Annotated in this window: 16 protein-coding genes and 1 rRNA gene; 5 read left to right on the top strand and 12 right to left on the bottom strand. The window is 66.9% G+C overall.

The window, feature by feature from the left end:
* The first annotated feature begins 40 nt into the window (after positions 1-40).
* From H9639_RS00085 to H9639_RS00070, 4 genes are all read left to right on the top strand, one after another.
* On the top strand, positions 41-688 hold the full coding sequence (locus H9639_RS00085) for a GntR family transcriptional regulator (RefSeq protein ID WP_191806138.1): 648 nt from the start codon (positions 41-43) through the stop codon (positions 686-688).
* Between the two features lie 20 nt (positions 689-708).
* Positions 709-2,226: an MmgE/PrpD family protein gene (locus H9639_RS00080; protein ID WP_191806137.1), complete on the top strand. Its 1,518-nt coding sequence runs from the start codon at positions 709-711 to the stop codon at positions 2,224-2,226.
* On the top strand, positions 2,227-3,150 hold the full coding sequence (prpB, locus tag H9639_RS00075; protein ID WP_191806136.1) for a methylisocitrate lyase: 924 nt from the start codon (positions 2,227-2,229) through the stop codon (positions 3,148-3,150).
* Between the two features lie 81 nt (positions 3,151-3,231).
* Positions 3,232-4,365 (top strand): bifunctional 2-methylcitrate synthase/citrate synthase, encoded by a 1,134-nt coding sequence (locus tag H9639_RS00070; RefSeq protein ID WP_191806135.1) that lies wholly within the window; start codon positions 3,232-3,234, stop codon positions 4,363-4,365.
* An 83-nt stretch (positions 4,366-4,448) separates the two neighbouring features.
* Here the strand turns inward: H9639_RS00070 and H9639_RS00065 are convergent, their stop codons facing one another.
* Entirely contained in the window at positions 4,449-5,096 is a 648-nt protein-coding gene (locus H9639_RS00065) for a MerR family transcriptional regulator (protein WP_191806134.1), read from the bottom strand.
* Positions 5,097-5,174: 78 nt separating this feature from the next.
* Between H9639_RS00065 and H9639_RS00060 the strand changes: the two genes are divergently transcribed.
* Positions 5,175-5,672 (top strand): DUF4188 domain-containing protein, encoded by a 498-nt coding sequence (locus H9639_RS00060; RefSeq protein ID WP_191806133.1) that lies wholly within the window; start codon positions 5,175-5,177, stop codon positions 5,670-5,672.
* Here H9639_RS00060 and H9639_RS00055 read toward each other — a convergent pair.
* From H9639_RS00055 to rrf, 11 genes are all read right to left on the bottom strand, one after another.
* Positions 5,669-6,187, bottom strand: a complete 519-nt coding sequence (locus H9639_RS00055) for an 8-oxo-dGTP diphosphatase (protein WP_318241923.1) — start codon at positions 6,185-6,187, stop codon at positions 5,669-5,671. The two genes, H9639_RS00060 and H9639_RS00055, sit on opposite strands and share 4 nt — an antisense overlap.
* Positions 6,184-7,077 (bottom strand): site-specific tyrosine recombinase XerD, encoded by an 894-nt coding sequence (gene xerD / locus H9639_RS00050; RefSeq protein ID WP_404799716.1) that lies wholly within the window; start codon positions 7,075-7,077, stop codon positions 6,184-6,186. The genes H9639_RS00055 and xerD overlap by 4 nt, the downstream gene beginning before the upstream one ends.
* A 347-nt stretch (positions 7,078-7,424) precedes the next feature.
* Positions 7,425-8,093 carry an NUDIX domain-containing protein gene (locus H9639_RS00045; RefSeq protein ID WP_191806132.1) on the bottom strand — a complete coding sequence of 223 codons (669 nt, stop codon included), beginning with the start codon at positions 8,091-8,093 and terminating at the stop codon, positions 7,425-7,427.
* A 4-nt stretch (positions 8,094-8,097) separates the two neighbouring features.
* Positions 8,098-9,792 carry a CTP synthase gene (locus tag H9639_RS00040; protein ID WP_191806131.1) on the bottom strand — a complete coding sequence of 565 codons (1,695 nt, stop codon included), beginning with the start codon at positions 9,790-9,792 and terminating at the stop codon, positions 8,098-8,100.
* Positions 9,789-11,537, bottom strand: a complete 1,749-nt coding sequence (recN, locus tag H9639_RS00035) for a DNA repair protein RecN (protein WP_191806130.1) — start codon at positions 11,535-11,537, stop codon at positions 9,789-9,791. The genes H9639_RS00040 and recN overlap by 4 nt, the downstream gene beginning before the upstream one ends.
* Positions 11,534-12,484: an NAD kinase gene (locus H9639_RS00030; protein ID WP_191806129.1), complete on the bottom strand. Its 951-nt coding sequence runs from the start codon at positions 12,482-12,484 to the stop codon at positions 11,534-11,536. Before H9639_RS00030 ends, recN begins: the two co-directional genes overlap by 4 nt.
* Before the next feature lie 52 nt (positions 12,485-12,536).
* A complete protein-coding gene (locus H9639_RS00025) occupies positions 12,537-13,388 on the bottom strand; it encodes a TlyA family RNA methyltransferase (RefSeq protein ID WP_191806128.1) in 852 nt (283 codons plus the stop codon).
* On the bottom strand, positions 13,375-13,653 hold the full coding sequence (locus H9639_RS00020) for a hypothetical protein (protein ID WP_191806127.1): 279 nt from the start codon (positions 13,651-13,653) through the stop codon (positions 13,375-13,377). Before H9639_RS00020 ends, H9639_RS00025 begins: the two co-directional genes overlap by 14 nt.
* Before the next feature lie 9 nt (positions 13,654-13,662).
* Positions 13,663-14,658: an HAD-IIA family hydrolase gene (locus tag H9639_RS00015; RefSeq protein WP_191806126.1), complete on the bottom strand. Its 996-nt coding sequence runs from the start codon at positions 14,656-14,658 to the stop codon at positions 13,663-13,665.
* Entirely contained in the window at positions 14,651-16,807 is a 2,157-nt protein-coding gene (locus H9639_RS00010) for a hypothetical protein (RefSeq protein ID WP_191806125.1), read from the bottom strand. The genes H9639_RS00015 and H9639_RS00010 overlap by 8 nt, the downstream gene beginning before the upstream one ends.
* Positions 16,808-18,192: 1,385 nt before the next feature.
* Positions 18,193-18,309, bottom strand: a 5S ribosomal RNA gene (rrf, locus tag H9639_RS00005).
* Positions 18,310-18,574: the final 265 nt, after the last annotated feature.

Raw genomic sequence — 18,574 nt, 5'->3', positions numbered from 1 at the left:
ACACTGGGTGTTCCGGACCACATCAGACGGAGGGAGCACCATGCGGGCCAGCGACCGCGCCTATGCCATGCTCCGCGAGGACATCGTCGAGTGGCGGCTTCCTCCGGGAACGCTGCTCGGCGAGGTTGAACAGTCCCGGCGCCTCGGAATCTCCCGCACTCCGCTGCGCGAGGCCCTCGGCCGGCTCACCGCCGACGGTCTTGCGGCGCAGCACGCCGGACGCGGCGTCGTCGTCTCCCCCATCTCCCCCGAAACCGTGGGCGCGCTCTTCGAACTCCGGCAGGCCCTGGAATGCCAGGCGGCCTTGCTTGCCGCCAACCGCCGGGATCCCGCCGTCTTCCGGGCACTGCGCACCGACTTCGACGCCGCGGCGGCGAGCCTGGCAGCTGACCCGGACCAGGACCCGGCCCGCCAGGGCTACTACGCCCTTGTGGCACGCCTGGACGCGGCGATCGACACCGCCGCAGCCAACCCGTATCTGACCCAAGCGCTCGGCAATGTGCGCCTGCACCTGGCGAGGGTCCGCCGCCTGGCCAAGGACAACCCGGCGCGGCTGCGCGAGACCGCCTCGGAGCACGCCACGATTGCGGGGGCAATCGCTTCCGGCGACCCAGCCATGGCAGCCGCTGCCACGGCAGTCCACCTGCACAAAAGCCTCGAACACTTCAACACCGTCCATCAGCCCTAATCCGAGAGGACCCTTCCACCGTGAAATCCCACAACGTGCGTGTCTACCGCAGCGAGGAAAACCTGCCCCGCGAAGACCAGCTGGCCTGGAAGATTGCTGCGGTCGCCGCTGATCCGGTCGAGGTCACCGCCGACGTCGCGGACATGGTGATCAACCGCGTCATCGACAACGCCTCCGTTGCCGTCGCCTCATTGAACCGTGCCCCCATCGTGGCGGCCCGCGCGCAGGCACTCTCCTTCGCGCCGTCGTCCGGCGGCGCGGGAGCCTCAGTCTTTGGCGTACAGGAGAAGACTTCCCCCGAATGGGCAGCCTGGGCCAACGGTGTGGCCGTCCGCGAACTGGACTACCACGACACGTTCCTGGCGGCCGACTACTCCCACCCCGGAGACAATATCCCGCCGATCCTCGCCGCTGCCCAGCACACCGGCGCCTCCGGGGCAGACCTGCTGCGCGGCATCGCCACCGGCTACGAAATCCAGGTCAACCTGGTCAAGGCGATCTGCCTGCACAAACACAAGATCGACCACGTTGCCCACCTTGGTCCCTCCGCCGCCGCCGGTCTCGGCACCCTGCTGGGGCTGGACACCGAAACCATCTTCCAGGCCGTTGGCCAGGCGCTGCACACCACCACCGCCACCCGCCAGTCCCGCAAGGGCGAAATCTCCACCTGGAAGGCGCACGCCCCGGCCTTCGCCGGCAAGATGGCCGTGGAGGCCGTGGACCGGGCGATGCGCGGCCAGACCTCCCCCACCCCCATTTACGAGGGCGAGGACGGCGTGATCGCCTGGCTGCTGGACGGGCCCGATGCCGCCTATTCGGTGCCGCTGCCGGCCCCCGGGGAGGCCAAGCGCGCCATCCTGGACACCTACACCAAGGAACACTCGGCCGAGTATCAGGCTCAGGCCTGGATCGACCTGGCCCGCCGGATCCACCGCGATTACCCTGCGGCCACCGACCCGGCCAACGTCGCCTCGGTGCTGATTTCCACCTCGCACCACACACACAACGTGATCGGTTCCGGCGCCAACGATCCGCAGAAGTACGATCCGGCCGCGTCGCGGGAAACCCTGGACCACTCCATCCCGTACATCTTCACGGTTGCCCTGCAGGACGGCGCCTGGCACCACGTGGACTCCTACGCCCCGGAACGGGCCGGCCGACCGGACACCGTGGCGCTCTGGCACAAGGTCACCACCGTCGAAGACCCGGAATGGACCCGCCGCTACCACTCGCTGGACATCGCCGAGAAAGCCTTCGGCGGCCGGGTGGAAATCACCCTCACCGACGGCCGGGTGATCACGGACGAGATTGCCGTGGCCGACGCGCATCCGCTGGGCGCCCGGCCCTTCGTCCGCGCCGACTACATCCACAAGTTCCGCACCCTCGCCGCCGGCATCGTGGCGGACGAGGAAATCGACCGTTTCATCGCTGCCGCCGAACGGCTGCCCGACCTGGCGCCGGGAGAACTGGGCCAGCTCAACATCACCGCCGCGGCCGGCGTCGTCGATCCGTCCGCCGCACCGAAGGGACTGTTCTAAATGCTCTACTCCGCCACCACCCCCGAGCAGAAGCGCCTCGCCATGCGCGCAGGGCTCGCCTCCGGCACGCTGCAGCAGTACCCGGGAGCCTTCAACCCGCTCTCGGCCCGGCTCATCCAGGAAAAAGGGTTCGACGGCGTCTATATCTCCGGCGCGGTCCTCGCCAATGACCTGGGCCTGCCGGACATCGGGCTGACCACGCTGACGGAGGTTGCCACCCGGGCCGGGCAGATTGCCCGGATGAGCGACCTGCCCGCCATTGTCGACGCCGACACCGGCTTCGGCGAGCCGATGAACGTGGCGCGCACCATCCAGGAACTCGAGAACGCCGGCCTGGCCGGCTGCCACATCGAGGACCAGTTCAATCCGAAGCGCTGCGGGCACCTCGACGGGAAAAACGTTGTGGACCTGGACACCGCCACCAAACGGATCCGCGCCGCGGCAGACGCCCGGCGGGATCCCAACTTCCTGATCATGGCCCGCACCGACATCCGTGCCGTGGAAGGCCTGGCAGCCGCCCAGGACCGGGCCCGCGCCCTGGTGGAGGCCGGCGCCGACGCCATTTTCCCGGAAGCCATGAAAACGGTGGAGGAGTTCGCCGCCATCCGCGCCGCCGTCGACGTTCCGATCCTGGCCAACATGACCGAGTTCGGCAAGAGCGAGCTCTTTACCTATGACCAGCTCGCCGGTGCGGGCGTCAACATGGTCATTTATCCGGTGACGCTGCTGCGCAGTGCCATGGGTGCGGCCGAACGGACACTGGAGGCCATCAGAGCCGACGGCACGCAGGCAGCGGCGGTTCCCAGCATGCTCACACGTGCGCGCCTGTACGATCTGGTGGATTATGAGGCGTATAACCGCTTTGATACGTCCGTGTTCAATTTCCAGGTCCCCGGCTCCCCCGGCGCACCGGCCCCCGCCTGACCTGACCGTCCAAAGTCCCGCACCAAGAAGAAGGCGTTGCCCCACCCCTGATCTGCGCACCACGACGAAGGAGTCCCAACGATGACAGAGACAACCATTCACAAAGGTCTGGCCGGCGTGCTGGTGGACACCACCAGCATTTCCAAGGTCAATCCCGAGACGAATTCGCTGCTCTACCGCGGCTATCCGGTCCAGGAACTCGCGGCCCGCTGCAGCTTCGAAGAAGTCGCCTATCTGCTCTGGAACGGCGAGCTGCCCTCAGCGGAGGAACTGGCGGAGTTCACCCGCGGCGAGCGGTCGCAGCGCGCGCTGACCCCGGAACTCAAGGCGGTGATCGACGCCCTGCCGGCCACCTGTCATCCGATGGACGTCTGCCGGACGGCGGCGTCGGTCCTGGGCGCCGAGCATCCCAAGGCCGAGGATCCCTCCCGGCTGGCCAACATGGAGAAGTCTGTCAGCCTGTTTGCCGCCATGCCCGCCGTCGTCGCTTATGACCAGCGCCGCCGCCGCGGCGAGGAACTGGTGGAGCCGCGGGAGGACCTGGGCTATGCCGCGAATTTCCTGTGGATGACGTTCGGGGAAGAAGCTGCGCCGGAGGTCGTGGAAGCGTTCAACGTCTCGATGATCCTCTACGCCGAGCACTCCTTCAACGCCTCCACGTTCACGGCGCGGGTGATCACCTCCACGCTCTCGGATCTGCATTCAGCGGTGACCGGGGCGATCGGCGCCCTCAAGGGCCCGCTGCACGGCGGCGCCAACGAAGCGGTGATGCACACGTTCGAGGAGATCACCGCCAGTTCCCAGGACGACGACGTCGCGGCCCACGCTGCGGCCTGGCTGGACACGGCGCTGGCGGACAAAAAGAAGATCATGGGCTTCGGTCACCGGGTCTACAAAAACGGCGACTCCCGGGTGCCGACCATGAAAGCCTCGCTGGACAAAATGGTCAAGCACTACGACCGGCCGGACCTGGGCGAGCTGTACACCGCCCTGGAATCGGCGATGGCGGAGCGGAAAAACATCCTGCCCAACCTCGACTACCCGGCAGGCCCGGCCTACCACCTGATGGGCTTTGACACCGCTACGTTCACGCCGCTGTTCGTCGCGGCGCGGATCACCGGGTGGACGGCACACATCATGGAACAGCTCGAAGCCAACGCCCTGATCCGGCCGCTGAGCGAATACAACGGCCCGGACGAGCGGCACCTCGGCTAGCCTGCCGCCGCAACTAATAACGCTCGCTGCGGGTTCGGCCTTCGGGCCTGCGGCGGGCGTTTTGCCTGCAGATTCAGGGCGCTTTACCCGACCCCGGGAGCCGGCGGGCCCGGGGCAGAAAACATCCGGCGGGACGCGTCCTGCTGGGCGAGCCTGCGCAGGGCCAGCAGCAGCGGCTCCACCAGGACGGTTCCCAGGACGACGTAGCGCATGGCGTCCGGCGGGTTGACCGGAACCTGCTCCACCTCCCGGGTGGCCAGCTCCCGCATCGCGGCGGCATACATGTCCAGGAATCCGGCCGGAGGTTCGAACCCGCCGTCCTCCAGGCCCTGCAGCGCCCGTTCCAGGCCGCGCCGCGCGTTATGGTCCTCCGGGTCGATCTGCCAGCCCCACGCTTCCAGCAGCGCGTCAGCCCGGGGATGGTCCGTCTGCTGCTGCTCCTGCTTCGGCTGGGCACCGGCGTCCAGGGCATGATGTGCAGCCCCGAGCAGATCATGGCCCGATTCCGGCGGGTGGTCGAGCTGGCGCAGCACCTCTCCCGCAGCGGCTACCGACAGGCCACCCGCCCCCAGCAGGGCGCGGATCAGCCGCAGCCTGGCCAGGTGGCCGTCGTTGTACTCGGCCTGTCGGGGCGCCGTCTGCCGTCCGTCATGAAGCAGGCCGGTCCGCAGGTAGAACTTGATGGTGGCAACCGGCACATCTGACGCGGCGGCTAATTCTGAGATCCGCATGGCAATCCCCCTTGTGCTGGATAGTGTAACTCTCTAGTCTGGATAGCAGCACTATCCAGTAGTGAAAGGGGCCTGGTTATGGCTCGCATCGTCAGCCAGCGTTCAACCCATCATCACACCGGCCCCCTGGTGGTGTTCCTGATCGGCATGCGGATCAACCGTCCGTGGCGTCCGGACCTGTGGATCCCGGCTTTTGCCGCCATGCCGCGGATGCTGGCGGAGCTTTCGGCCGATCCAAACTCCGGTCTGCTGGGATACCGCCTCACCATCGGGGCAGGAGGACCGCTGGTCATCCAGTACTGGAAGTCCGCCGAGCAGCTGTTCGCCTATGCGAGCCAGCCGGACGCGGCTCACCGCCCGGCGTGGGCGGCGTTCAACCGGCGGGCCCGCAGGGCACCGGGCAGCGTCGGCATCTGGCACGAGACCTATGTGGTGGACCGCGCCGAATCGATGTATGTCGGCATGCCAGTAGCGGGCCTGGCCAAGGCCACGGCCGCGCAGCTGGTGGATGCCAACAGCACGGCGGCAGCCCGGCTCGGACCGGCAACGCATGAGGGCAGCGGAGCGGAAACCTAGGAAAAGACGACGGTGCCTACACACTCGTTGTCCGGTGCGAGGGTGACGGCGGCGGCAAAGTAGTCTCCGGCGAGGACCTTGGGCAGCCAGTAGGCGGAATCTTTCCACATCTGCCCGTACGGCACCGCGTCCACGGAGTACCAGGCCGGCGCGATCTCCGCTGAGGGTCCGGGCTCGCCGGTCCAGTTCCAGGTGCGGTAGACCGTCGTGGACATGTCCCAGTCCGGCCGCACCGGGAACATAAACTCGATGCTTCCCGCCGGCTCCAGGTCCGCGTCGGCCACCGTCACGCCGGATTCTTCGAAGACCTCCCGCACAGCCGCCTGCGCGGCGGTCTCCCCCGGCTCCACGTGCCCGCCGAGGGTGACAATCCGGCCGGTGCCGAACCCCGTTTTCTTCAGTCCCAGCAGAACCTCCCGGCCGCCGTCCGGAGTCTCACGGAACAGGAAGCAGAGCACCACGGGGGTGGCCCGGCTGGCCGCCGGACCCGTCTGCGCTGCCCTGATGCCGCTCACAGCGCCCGCGGATGGGCGGCTGCGTACACCTCGCGCAGTGTGTCGGCGGTGACCAGGGTGTACACCTGGGTGGTGGTCACGGAGGCGTGACCCAGCAGTTCCTGAACCACCCGCACGTCGGCTCCGCCCTCGAGCAGATGGGTGGCGAAGGAATGCCGCAGGGTGTGCGGAGAAACGTCCCGGTCGATCTTGGCGCGTTCAGCGGCCGCTTTGAGGATGGTCCAGGCGCTCTGCCGGCTCAGCCGCCCGCCACGGGCATTCAGGAACAGCGCCGGCGTGCCCTTGCCCTTGGCAGCAGCGCCGGGCCGGCCACGGACCAGGTACTCGTCCAGGGCGCGGGCGGCGTAGGAGCCCAGCGGCACCAGCCGTTCCTTGGACCCCTTACCGAACAGGCGCACGACGTCGGGTCCGTTGGCCGGGATCCGTTCGAGGGACAGGTCATCAATATCCAGTCCCACGGCCTCGCTGATACGGGCCCCCGTGGAGTAGAGGAATTCGAGCAGGGCCCGGTCCCGCAGGCCGGTGGGCGTATCCAGCGGAACGGCCTCGAGCATGCGGGTGACTTCGTTGACACTGATGGCCTTGGGCAGGCGTTTGCCCGGCATCGGCGGATGAACGTCGCTTGCCGGATCGGATCCGGTGAGGCCCTCAAGGGCCCAGAATTTATGCAGGCCGCGGACAGCCACAATGGTCCGGGCTGCCGAGCGGACACTCAGCGCGGCAGCGCCGTCGGAGCCTTCAACAATGGACCGGGCGAATGCCGTGACGTCATGGCGGGTAATGGCTGTGACGTCGGTGCGGCCGCTGGCGGCCAGGAACCGGGCGTACCGGAGCAGGTCACGGCGGTAGGCGTCAACGGTATTCCGGGCCAGTCCGCGTTCCACGGCCATGTGCTGGAGGTAGCTGCCGATCGCCCGTCCGACGGCGGTGGAACGCAGTTCTTCCTCCGCAGAGCGGGAACTGCGGGCAGCGGGGCGGCCGGCACCGGTGTCCGGTGACACGTTGGCTCTCTCCGCCGGGCCGGCTGTTGCCTCCGCCGGAGTATCGGATCCCGTTCCGGTGGGGGCAGCCGCGGTCAACGTTGAAGCGACCAGCTCCGAGGTGTCCAGGACGAGGGTGGGATTGAGCTGGCTCTGCAGCACCAGGTTGATCGTGTCATTGATGGAGGTCCGGTCCGGGGAGGACCGGTTACCGGGGCCGCTGCCTGCGGCGGGGACGGCGGTGGACACCCATTCCCCTAGCGGACGGAGCCGTTGGGCCAGGCGTGGTGCTCCGAGTGGTGCTCGGGCCAGGGTGCGTCGGCGGGCCGGAGGTTTTTGTATCCCGAGTGGCGTGCTGCCGCTGCGGCCAGCACGGCGGCGGACGCGGAAGGGCTGTGCAGACGGCCTTCGAGGACTGCCGTGACGGCGTCATCCAGGTCGACCCAGAGCATCTTGATTTCGGCTTCCTCGTGGAAACGCTCGTGGCGTTCCGCTTCGGGAACCTCGTGCAGCCCGCGGGCAAGGTAAATGCGCAGTTCTTCGCGTGAGGACCCGGGCGAGAGGAACAGATCAGTCAGGACGCTCCAGTCCTCGGCCACCAGATCGGCTTCCTCGGCCAGTTCGCGGACGGCGGCACTCAGGTAGTCCTCGCCTTCCACGTCCAGCAGTCCGGCGGGGATTTCCCAGAGTGTCATGCGCACCGGATGCCGGTACTGGTTGATCAGCAGCACCTGGCCGGCGTCGTTCATGACCAAAACGGCCACGGCACCGGGGTGTGCAATGAAGTCGCGGACCAGGGGTTCGCCGTCGTCAGTCAGGGTGAATTTTTCCTTCACCACGTCCCAGATGGGACCGCTGTAGGCAACTGTGGATTCCAGCAGCCGTCGCGGACTTTGTTCGTCGGCGAACCCCCGGTCTTCGCTCATGTCCTTACGCCTCCGCGCCCTGGTGTGCCAGGGCTGCCTTGACCAGCCCGGCGAAGAGCGGGTGCGGCCGGGTGGGCCGCGAGCTCAGTTCCGGGTGTGCCTGGGTGGATACGTAGTACGGGTGGACGTCCTCGGGCAGTTCAACGAACTCCACAAGCGCCCCATCCGGAGAGGTGCCGGAGAAGACCAGGCCGGCTTCAGCGATCTGCTCGCGGTAGGCGTTGTTAACCTCGTAGCGGTGGCGGTGGCGTTCAGCGACGGCGGTCTTGCCGTACGTCTTGGCCACAACCGAGCCTTCGTCGAGCTTGGCGTCCCACAGGCCCAGACGCATGGTGCCGCCCATGTCGCCCTGGCCGGCCACGATTTCCTTCTGCTCGGCCATGGTCGCGATCACCGGGTACTTGGTATCCGGTTCGAACTCGCTCGACGACGCGCCTTCGAGGCCAACGACGTTGCGGGCGTATTCGATGACCATGCTCTGCAGGCCCAGGCACAGGCCCAGGGTCGGCAGCTTGTTTTCGCGGGCGAACTTCAGGGCACCGAGCTTGCCTTCGAGGCCGCGGATGCCGAAGCCGCCGGGAACACAGATGGCGTCGACGCCGGCGAGGGCCTTGCGGGCACCCTCTTCGGTGGAGCACTCATCGGAGGGGACCCAGCGGATCTTGACCTTGGTGTTGTTGGCGAAACCACCGGCACGCAGTGCCTCGGTGACGGAGAGGTAGGCGTCGGGCAGGTCGATGTACTTGCCGACCAGTGCCACCTCCACATGGTGCTTCGGGTTGTGCACGGCCTCAAGCAGGCGGTCCCACTTGGTCCAGTCGACGTCCTTGAACTTCAGTCCCAGGTGCTGAACGATGTACGCGTCCAGATTCTGGGAGTGCAGGGTCTTGGGAATGTCGTAGATGCTCGGCGCATCCGGGCAGCCGATCACGGCATCAACATCGACGTCGCACATGCGGCCGATCTTGTCCCGCATGGCGTCCGGCACCGGACGGTCGGAGCGGATGACAATGGCGTCCGGCTGAATGCCGATCGAACGCAGTGCCGCCACGGAGTGCTGGGTCGGCTTGGTCTTCAGTTCCTGGGACGGGCCGATGTACGGGACCAGGGAGACGTGCAGGAAGAAGACGTTGTTCCGGCCGATGTCCTGGCGGACCTGGCGCGCCGCTTCGAGGAACGGCTGGGACTCGATGTCGCCCACCGTGCCGCCGATTTCGGTGATGATGACGTCCGGGTGCTTCTTCGCCTCGGAGGGCAGACGCATCCGGCGCTTGATCTCATCGGTGATATGCGGGATGACCTGGACCGTGTCACCGAGGTATTCGCCGCGGCGTTCCTTGGCGATGACGGTGGAGTACACCTGCCCGGTGGTCACGTTGGCCGACCCGTCGAGGCTCTCGTCGAGGAAGCGCTCGTAGTGGCCGATGTCGAGGTCCGTTTCGGCGCCGTCATCGGTCACGAAGACTTCGCCGTGCTGGAAGGGATTCATTGTGCCCGGATCCACGTTGAGATAGGGATCGAGCTTTTGCATGGTCACCGAGAGGCCGCGTGCCCGAAGCAGGTGGCCGAGGCTGGAAGCCGTCAGTCCCTTACCGAGGGAAGACGCCACGCCACCGGTGACGAAGATGTGTTTGGTCGTAGAAGTCGACTTGGGAAACCTGGAATTTGATCGCTGCACCACGGAATTCGAGCCTATCACCTTTTGTTGATCTGGGTAGTTGCTTCACCGGGGACGGCAGCCGTCGCCAGCAGTTCCTCGGCGTGGGCGCGGGCCGACTCCGAGTCCTCATGACCTGCGAGCATCCGGGCCAGTTCCCTGATCCGGGCCTCACGGTCCAGCACGACGACGTCGCTGGCGGTTACGCCGGAGCCGTCGCCTGCCGGGGAAGAGGTTTTAATCACGCGGATGTGGTGGCCGGCGAAGGCTGCCACCTGCGGGAGGTGTGTGACCACGATGACCTGCACGTGCCGGGCCAGCATGGCCAGCCGCCGGCCGATTTCGATGGCGGCCTTGCCGCCGACACCGGCGTCGACCTCGTCGAAGACAAACGTTGGCACCGGGTCAACCTCGGCCAGCACCACTTCGATGGCCAGCATCACGCGGGAGAGTTCACCGCCGGATGCTCCCTTGCCCAGCGGGCGCGGGGGCGCTCCGGGATGCGGGGCCAGGAGGAATTCGATGGTGTCCGCGCCGTGCGGCCCCATCTCGCCGGTGTTTTCCACGTTGATGGCCAGGCGGGCATCCGGCATGGCCAGGGCGGCGAGCTCGGCGCTGACCCGGTTGGAAAGTTCCGCGGCGGCCTCGGTGCGCAGCTTCGTCAGCGCCGCAGCCTCGTCGCGGAGCCGGGCTTCGAGCTCGGTCAGCTCGGCTTCGAGTGCTTCGATGCGGTTTCCGTCATCGCCCAGGTCCGCCAGGCGTGTCCGGCTGGTTTCGGCCCATTCCAGGACCTCGTCGATGGACGGGGCATACTTGCGGACCAGCGTGGCCAGCTCAGCCCGCCGGGACTCAACCTCGGCCAGGCGGCCCGGCCCTTCGCCGTCGAGCGAGGCACTGTAGCTGGAGAGCTCCGCGGCAATGTCGGTCAGGATGTAGCCAACTTCGGCCAGCCGCTGGCCTGCCTGTGCCAGGGCCGGGTCATGTTCCCCGGCCTGCTCAAGCTGGCGCTTGGCGGCGTCCACCAGGGACGTCGCGTCGGAACCGTCGGCGAAGTCTCCGGCCACCAGGGCCTCGTGCGCCTTGACGGAAGCGGTCCGCAGCTCTTCGATGTTGCCCAGGCGCATGGCCTCGGTCTTCAGCGTTTCGTCTTCCGCCGGCTCGGGTGCCACGGCGTCGATCTCTTCCAGCGACGCCGCCAGAAATTCGGCTTCGCGAACCCGTTCCCGCGCGGTCTCCCGCAGTTCGGACAGCTCGGCAGCGGCAGCCCGCCAGCGGGCGTATCCGGTGCGGTATTCCTCCAGTGCCGTGCGCAGGGACTCCCCCGCGTACTTGTCCAGGGCCTCGCGCTGGGCCGTGGCACTCTTCAGCCGCAGCTGGTCGGTCTGTCCGTGCACCGCGACGAGGTGGCTGCCCACTTCCCCCAGGACTCCGACGGGGGCGGCACGGCCGCCCAGGTGGGCGCGGCTGCGGCCGTCCGCGTTGACGGTGCGGGCGACGAGAAGTTCGACGCCGCCGTCGTACGTTTCAACCTCTGCTCCGGCTTCCACGGAGCGCAGCACGGCAGGGCTGGTCTCCGGCAGCCGGACCACGGCTTCAGCCAGCGCTGATTTGGCGCCGGTGCGCACAGCCCCGGCATCCGACCTGGCGCCGAGCAGCAGTCCCAGAGCGGTGATCACCATGGTTTTACCGGCGCCGGTCTCACCGGTGACAACCGTAAAACCGGTCCCCAGCGTCAGCGTCGCATCGGTGATGACACCGAGATCCCGGATCCGTATTTCCTCAATCACGGAATCGCTCCTTCGCCAACACCTGTATCTGCGTCTGCTGGATGGTTTACGGGTCCGCGCCAGCCCTGCGTTGGCAGCTGGAACTTGCGGACCAGCCGTTCCGAGAACGGAGTTTCATGCGTTCGTGCCAGGCGCACCGGCACTGCTGACCGGGTGACTTCTACGCGGGCTCCGGGCGGAAGATCATAACTGCGCCGTCCGTCGCACCAAAGCACACCGTTAGCTGCGTTCCGGGCAAGGATCTCCACCGCAAGAATCGATTCCGGAGCCACCACCAGGGGCCGGGAGAACACGGCGTGGGCGCTGATCGGAGTGATGAGCAGGGCTTCCACTTCCGGCCAGACCACCGGACCGCCGGCCGAGAAGGCGTAGGCGGTGGACCCCGTGGGGGTGGCCATAACCACTCCGTCGCAGCCGAAGGAGGAAATGGGACGCGCGTCCACCTCCATCACGATTTCGAGCATCCGCTGGCGGTCGGCTTTCTCCACCGCGGCTTCATTCAGGGCCCAGGTGTGGGCCAGCAGTGTGCTGTCCAGCCAGACCTTGACGTCGATGGTCATACGTTCTTCCACGGTGTAGGACCGGTCCACGACCCAGCCCACCGTCTTTTCCAGGTCTTCGCGTTCGCTTTCGGCCAGGAATCCCACGTGCCCCAGGTTCACGCCGAGCAGGGGAACCTCGGTGCCCCGCACCAGTTCGGCGGCGCGGAGGATGGTGCCGTCCCCGCCGAGCACCATGCCCAGGTCGACCCCGGCGAGCGGGACGTCATTGTGCAGGATTTCGGTTGGAGCCGTGAGCTGACCGTATTCGGCCTGGATGTCCTCCAGATCCTGGGCACGCATCACCGGGATCAGCCCGGCGGCATGCAGCTGGGTGCAGACTTCCTGGGCCGCAGCCATGGCGGCCTTCCGGCCGGTGTGCGCGAGCACCAGTATTCGTCTGCTCATATCTTTCCAGTCCTGTTCTGCCCCGCGAAGGAGCAAGTGTGTTGCCGTCCGGTCAGTCTTCTATGCCTTCCGGCACCTCCGCAAACGCCGGCTCCTCCCTGGGTGCGAATACCTCATTGACCAGCGCGGTTGCTGCTGCTGAACGGTCGGCTGCCGCCCGGACGGAGTCCTCTGGAACGCGCATCCACATAAAGAATTCCACATTCCCGTTCTGGCCGGGCAATGGGCTGCGGGCGATTCCGGCAATTTCCAGGCCGGCGCCGACGGCGGCCTGCGCCACCCGCTCCACTGCCAGGCGGTGCCGGGCCGGGTCGGTGACGACGCCGGTGCGGTTCAGCAGTTCGCGTCCCACCTCGAACTGCGGCTTGACCATCAGCAGCAGGCTGCCGCCCGGGGCCGTGGCTGCAGCCAGCGGCCCGACGACCATGGTCAGTGAGATGAAGCTCAGGTCCGCGACTGTGAGCTCCACGGTGCCGCCGATCTGGTCCGGAGTGAAGTACCGGACGTTCATCCCTTCGAAAACGCGCACCCGGGGGTCAGCACGAAGGGAGTCCACCAGCTGGCCGTGGCCGACGTCCACCGCTGCGACCTCCCGTGCCCCGGCACGCAGCAGCACATCGGTGAACCCGCCGGTGGAAGCACCGGCGTCGAGGCACCGAAGCCCGGCAGGTGATACCCCGGGAAAGGCCGCCAGCGCGCCGGCGAGCTTATGCCCTGCCCGGCTGACGTAATCCGGGCCGCCGTCGTCCGCGACGCTCAGGGGGTCCTCCGGCTGGATGGGCGCAGAGGACTTAGTCAGGACGGTGCCGCCGCGGGCGACACGGCCTGCAGCAATGAGCTTCGCGGCATGGGTGCGGGAGCGCGCGAGGCCGCGGCTGACGAGTTCCTGGTCAAGCCTGGCCACGGTGACCCGCTCCCGGTCCGGGGACGGCCGGGTTGCTGCCCGGCGGCCGCTCTCCGGACAGCTCCTCATTCAGGGCTGCGAGGAGCCCGTCGTGGAGTTCAGCGTAGAGAGCGCCATGTTCGGCCACCGGACGCTCAGACACCCGGTCCAGACCCGCCAGGACGGCGTCAACCCGCGGGTCACCGGTCGTCTCCGGGGTGCTGGGCGCGCTTGGCGCGCTTGGAATGCCCGAGCCTGCGTCCGTTTTCTCTGCGTTTTTGTCCACGGACAAAGCCTAACTGCCGCTACCGACAGTCCAACGGACTTCCGGTGTGGTCGCAGCCGGAGCGTCGGGGTGGGCCTCCCACCACGCGGCGCACGCTGCCCGCCATCCGTCGAGGTTTTCTTCGGGCGCCGTAATCTCCACCGCTCCGCCCACCACCCGGGCAAGGGCCTCCCCGCACCGGAATGCTTCCCCGGTGCGGACCACATCCGGATAAGGCTCATAGAGTGCAGCCAGATTCGGAATCAGGTGGACCGGCCGCTCCGCGCTGCGGGCTGCCAGCGCCGTGGCCGGGCTATCCACACCGGTAAGAACCAGCGCCGTCGTGTAGCCGGCAGTGTTGCCGCCAAGGATGTCAGTATCCAGCCGGTCGCCCACAACAAGCGGCCGCGAGACACCGAGGTGCCTGGCCGCCGTCGTAAACAGGGGTGCCTCAGGCTTCCCGGCGACCAGCGGTTTCCTGCCGGTGGCGGCCGCCACCGCCGCCACCAGTGTGCCGTTGCCCGGGGCGATACCTCGGGCCTGCGGGATCGAGAGGTCCGTATTGGTGGCGACCCAGACGGCGCCGGAGGCGACAGCGAAGGCCGTTTCGGCCAGGTCTTTCCAGCCCAGTCCCGGGTCGAAGCCCTGGATCACGGCCACCGGCTGATCGTCCGCCGAACTCACCGGTTCCAGGTCCTGGGCCCGGACCTGGTCTGCCAGCGTGACGCTGCCGGTCACCAGGACGCGGCTGCGGGCGGGAACCAGCCCGGCAAGCAGCTCGGCCCCGGCCTGCGCGGAGCCGAACACGGTCTCCGCTGTCGCCGGCGCTCCCAGCTCACGTAGATGCTCCGCAACCGTTTCCGAGGAGCGGGAAGCATTGTTCGTCACGTAGGCCAGCTTGATGCCGGCTGATTCGAGCCCCTGCAGCGCCTCCGGTGCGCCCGGGATGGCGTGCGGACCGGCGTACACAACGCCGTCGAGGTCCGCGAAGACCGCGTCGAAGTCCTCTATCAGGGCCTTAGTCATGATGCCCCGCGGTGTCCAACCGATCCTGTTCGCCACTGTCCGCGTCCTCTGCGTCCTCGGCTTCATCCGATTCTTCGGCTTCTTCCACTCCGAGGAGGGATTCCTGAGCGTCGCCGGGCAGGGCGTCGTCGGACTCATCCTCTTCGGAATCAGGAACGGCCGTCTCGGGTACCTGTGCATAGTTGCCGGAGCGGTCCTCAGCGGACTCCTCAGCGGCGGCACCGGTTTCGGCGTTATCCCGGCGGAAGCGCGGCTTAGCGGGCGCCTCGTCGTCGTCGTCGCCCAGGTCCATAATCTCGGGCTCAGCGAACTCGCCCAGGCCCAGCACGCTTTCGGCCAGCAGCGCCTGCCGCCGCCAGGGCTCCGCTTCGTTGCCGCGTCCGGCCAGCTCCAGGGCATCAGCGTAGGCGCGGAACAGGCGCGGGCTGTAGGAGAACGCCCGGTTCTTGTCCAGCTGCGGGATCTCCAGGGCGTGGACTGCGGCGTCGAACTGTTCCATGTCCATCCGGGCGCCCGAAGCCACAATCGCCATGTCCACCTTGCCTGCGGTATCCATGTCGGAAACGTCTTCGGAGCGTGCCAGGTCCAGCGCACGGTCGGGACGGCCCAGGCCGCGTTCGCAGTCAGCCATCATGGCCAGGTACTCGTTGGAACCGCTGATCCGCCGGTGTGTGCGGAACTCGCGCAGCGCGTCTCCGAACTCCCCCGCGGCGTATGCCGTCAGGGCCACAGCCTCACGGACTGCTGCCATGCGTCCGCCGCGGCGGCTGGCAGCCAGAGCGTGCTGGAAGGCCAGCTCCGGGTCGGTATCGATCAGGCGTCCGGCCATCACCAGGTGCTTGGAAACCCACTCACCGTTGACCTCTTCGAGGTTGCGCAGCTGGGCACGGGTGACCTTGTCCAGCTCCTGGCCTGTGACGTCGTCATCGATTTCCGGTGACCGTTCCCGGTCAGCCCGGTTGGCGCTGCGCAGGTCACGGGCGTTGTGCTTGCGTTCTGTAACCGGTGTTTCCTCGGCGCTGCGGGGCCGGTCATTGTTCCGGGGGCCGCTGCTGCGGGGCCGATCGTCGCTCCGGAACGGACGGTCTGAGGACGGACGGCGATCCGAGTCCTTGCGGAACGGCTTACGCTCACCATCGCGGCCGGCGCCACCGGAGAACGGCTTGCGGTCGTCGCGGTTACCGCTGAACGGCTTACGATCCCGGTCGCCTGAGAAGGAACGACGATCACCATCACGGGAGGGACGATCACCAAAGGGCTTACGCTCATCCCGACCAGCACCACCGGAGAACGGCTTACGAGGACCACGGTCATCGCGGGCAGCGAAGGGCTTACGATCGCCACGATCATTGCTGAACGGCTTACGCTCACCGTCGCGAGCCGGACGATCACCGAAGGGCTTACGCTCTCGATCATCCCGGCCGGCGCCACCGGCGTAGGGCTTACGATCGTCGCGGTTACCGCTGAACGGCTTACGCGAGTCACGGTCATTGCCGAACGAACGACGCTCGCCGTCGCGCGCCGGACGATCACCGAAGGGCTTACGCTCATCACGACCGCCACCAGCGGCGTAAGGCTTACGATCGCCACGATCATCCCGACCCGCGAAGGGCTTGCGGGAATCCCGGTCACTGCTGAACGGCTTACGCTGACCGTCACGAGCCGGACGATCACCGAAGGGCTTACGCTCTCGATCATCCCGGCCAGCATAGGGCTTACGGTCGCTACGATCGCTGCCGAACGGCTTGCGCGAGTCACGGTCGCTGCCGAACGAACGACGCTCGCCGTCGCGCGCCGGACGATCACCATAGGACTTACGCTCATCACGATTACCGCTGAACGGCTTACGCGAATCGCGATCATTAGAGAACGGCTTACGCTCACCATCACGGGCGGGACGATCACCATAGGACTTACGCTCGTCGCGCCCCGCGCCACCAGCGTAAGGCTTGCGGGAATCGCGGTCACCGCCACCGGAGAACGGCTTACGATCGCGGTCACCAGAGAAGGAGCGCCGATCGCCGTCGCGAGCCGGACGGCTGGGCGAAGACTGGCGGTCGTTGTAAGACTTGCGCTGCGGAGGCTTGCGGTCGTTCGCCTTGGGACGCCCCTGGCTGTCTCGTTCGTCTCTGTTGTTCTGCTCGGACATGCTGAGTTCCTCTCGTCGTGAGCCGACCAACGGATTTACTGCAGTCGCTCGTCACTATGTATGTGTAGGTAATGTGCAGGACCTTGCCTGCGAAAGTCGTGGGGACCACCTTGGGTCATCTTCAATTCTAAGGCAGTACGGCGGTACCGCTGTCCTCCGCCTTCCCCGCAGCCATGTGTCTCTCGTGAAACTCGCCACTTTTCCACGGGAGCACTTCTGGCGACTTAGGCTGACCCAGCCGTCGCTGGACGTGCAGATAAGGCGACTTCCGCCCCACTCGTCCTCGCTGGACGTGCAGATATGGCGACCAAAATTGCCTGGAGGTCGCCATATCTGCACATCGACGGTCGGCCGGGGCCGGGCGGAGTCAATCAACGGCGTAGCGGGCCGGAGCCGGGGCGGGGCGGCGGGGCCGGCCTCGGGTGCCGGCCAGGCCTCACGGCGTGTGCCCGGCTGACCTGCTTCGCACCGAGTGTGCACCGTGGGGCCTCAGGGGTCCCTGGGGTCCCATGCGGCTCACCGGTCACACTCACGGGCGGGGTGTCACGGCCCACGAAGCAGCCCCGAGCCAGGCGTATGTCGCGGGTGAGATTCCGGAGGGTGTTGGGCTCGGATACCGGCTCCCCCGCAGTGGAGCTGTGCGTCGGTGCGCAGGTATGGCGACTTCGGCTGGCTGGCTCAACGTTGGACGTGCAGATGAGGCGACTTCTACCGCTCTCGTCCTTGCTGGACGTGCAGATATGGCGGCTTCAGCCGCTCCCGCCCTCGCTGGACGTGCAGATATGGCGACCTAAATTGCCTGGAGTCCACCATATCTGCACATCGACGGTTGGTTCCGGGTGCGGGCCCGGCAGCATGAGCCAACCGCCGGCTTCGTCTCCAGGCACCACGAAGGGCGGGCGTCACAGGCAGCACGCCATACACAGCGCGAATCGTAGGCGCCACCTCCCAGGCAAGCAGCACGAAGCGCACGGAACACGCCTGGATCTGCCCGGTTCCGGCACTCGTTCCCACTCTTTGTCACCTACTGAGACTGGTGTGACCACAGGAGGTAACAAGTGCCACGAACAGTGGGAAGGCGTGTCGTCTTCCCGTGACGGTTTGCACCCCTTCCCCGGCAGGGGTCGCATTGGGAGGAACATCACACACCCGGGCCAACCCCAGGAACGGGCGAAGTGACCTCCCGGAACATGATGCCGGCAGCGACGCCAGACGCCGCCCCTACCCCGCAGGCGGTAGTGGGTGTTACGGGGATTTGGAGTTCCGAGACTCCGCCCCGCCGGCCCTGCCCCACGAAACCGTTGCGGGTGTTAAACACTTCAGGCCCCGCACCAAAGGTGCGGGGCCTGAAACGGGCCAGGAAGAAACCTGGTCTTCTAATGATTGTCCGGCGGTGACCTACTCTCCCACACCCTCCCAGGTGCAGTACCATCGGCGCTGCGGGTCTTAGCTTCCGGGTTCGGAATGGGACCGGGCGTTTCCCCCGCGCTGTGACCGCCGTAACCCTACCAACCCGGACCCCCTCGTGTTCCCGGTCCAGGGACCGGTGCATGGGGGTGGGTAAACTTAGTGGATTACACGGATACCGTGTATTCAATTATTCGTTCCAGGATAAACAACCCTCACGGGTTGTTGTCCGGGAACCACATAGTGGACGCAAGCAGCATGATCATCACACCCCTCTACATAACGGAACCGTTTGAAGTCGTGTTCCGCCAGAGTGTGTTGTGGTGTAAGTTATCGGCCTATTAGTACCGGTCAGCTTCA

It is taken from the genome of Arthrobacter gallicola (assembly GCF_014836775.1).
Taxonomy (GTDB): Bacteria; Actinomycetota; Actinomycetes; order Actinomycetales; family Micrococcaceae; genus Arthrobacter_B; species Arthrobacter_B gallicola.
This window is presented reverse-complemented; position numbering and strand designations above follow the sequence as displayed.